Origin of the sequence: Taibaiella koreensis (assembly GCF_003545715.1) — a bacterium.
Lineage (GTDB): Bacteria > Bacteroidota > Bacteroidia > Chitinophagales > Chitinophagaceae > Taibaiella > Taibaiella koreensis.
Map to the genome: position 1 here is coordinate 1 of NZ_QVNU01000022.1, position 1429 is coordinate 1429.

Sequence of the window (1429 nt, forward strand, 5' to 3'; positions counted from 1 at the left end):
TGGATCAAGCGGAATATCTGGGGGATTTCAAAAAAAGGACTTGCTTTGCGTCTAAAATCCAAACGTTTTGTCCAATCCCTATTTAGAGTTAATTAGCCTGACCCTGCCTGAAGGGTTACCCGATTTTTTCGAGTTGACTTCTGTGAGCAAAGAAGAAGGCGTATTATGTCTTTATCTTGAGGAAAAGAATATTATTCCTATGGAGCATCGTGCTTCCGGTATCCATTCCAAAGGTTTTCATGCAGAGATACGGGTAACCGACTTTCCGTTGCGCGGCAAGAAAGTACTGCTCTGCATTAAAAAACGTCGCTGGGAAAATATCACTACCGGCGAGATCATACAACGGGACTGGAGCTTGCTTAGCCAGGGAACGCGGATCACTAAAGATTTTGCGCTTTTTTTAAAAGGAGCTCTTGGATAATAACCCTATCAGTTGCTTTCAGCTTGGTAAATATTTTCATTTGGATGGCAAGCAATTGCAGGAGCAATACAAGCATCATATCAGCAATTACCGGCATTGGGACCAGCAAGAACATGCTGCAGAGTGGATACTTTACCCCCAAAATATCGGCAGGCATCTGAGCATAGACGAAACGAGCCTTTCCAATGACGAGTTGTACACCATTGTGACCAACAAGGCAGCCAAGGGGCAGAAGGGTGCATTGGTAGCCATGATCAGGGGTACGCAGGCCGAAAATATTATTGAAGTACTAAAGAAGATCCCGGAGCGCTTACGTAACCAGGTGGAAGAAGTGACCCTGGATATGGCCCCAAGTATGAACCTTGCCGTTGAAAGGTGCTTCCGTAAAGCCCACCGGGTAACAGACCGCTTCCATGTACAGCGCCTGGCCTGCGATGCTGTCCAGGAACTGCGTATCCAATACCGTTGGGAGGCATTGGATGAGGAAAATGAAGCCATAAAAACGGCAAAGGGGAAAGGGGAAACGTTTGTACCGGGTATATTAGAAAATGGAGATACGCTAAAGCAACTATTGGCCAGGAGCCGCTATTTGTTATTTAAGCATAAGGACCGATGGACCTCCAGCCAGAAGCTCAGAGCCAGTCTGCTTTTCGAACGCTTTCCCAGGCTCAGGGAAGCCTATTACCTTTCCCTAAAGCTTGGCATTATTTACCGTACGTGCAGAACCAAGGAAGAGGCTTTCAAAAAGCTGGCTCTTTGGTTTAACGAAGTGGAAGCCTCCTCGATATCCTCTTTCAAAACAGTAGTCAGAACGGTAGAAACCCACTATCTAAGTATACTCAATTTCTTCAATAACAGAAGTGCCAATGCTTCTGCAGAATCTTTCAATGCCAAATTAAAATCTTTCCGGTCTTCTTCCAGAGGAGTAAGGGATATCCCCTTCTTCCTATTCAGGCTCGCTAATATATACGCCTAATTTATACGCCCCCCAACTTTTCCGCTTGATCC

Annotated in this window: 2 protein-coding genes; both read left to right on the forward strand. The window is 45.6% G+C overall.

Annotation, left to right across the window (positions count from 1 at the left end):
- The first annotated feature begins 67 nt into the window (after positions 1-67).
- Complete coding sequence (locus DZK30_RS25550; protein WP_118977025.1) at positions 68-421, forward strand: ISAon1 family transposase N-terminal region protein; 354 nt, start codon at positions 68-70, stop codon at positions 419-421.
- A gap of 40 nt (positions 422-461) precedes the next feature.
- On the forward strand, positions 462-1397 hold the full coding sequence (locus DZK30_RS25555) for an ISAon1 family transposase (RefSeq protein WP_118977026.1): 936 nt from the start codon (positions 462-464) through the stop codon (positions 1395-1397).
- Positions 1398-1429: the final 32 nt, after the last annotated feature.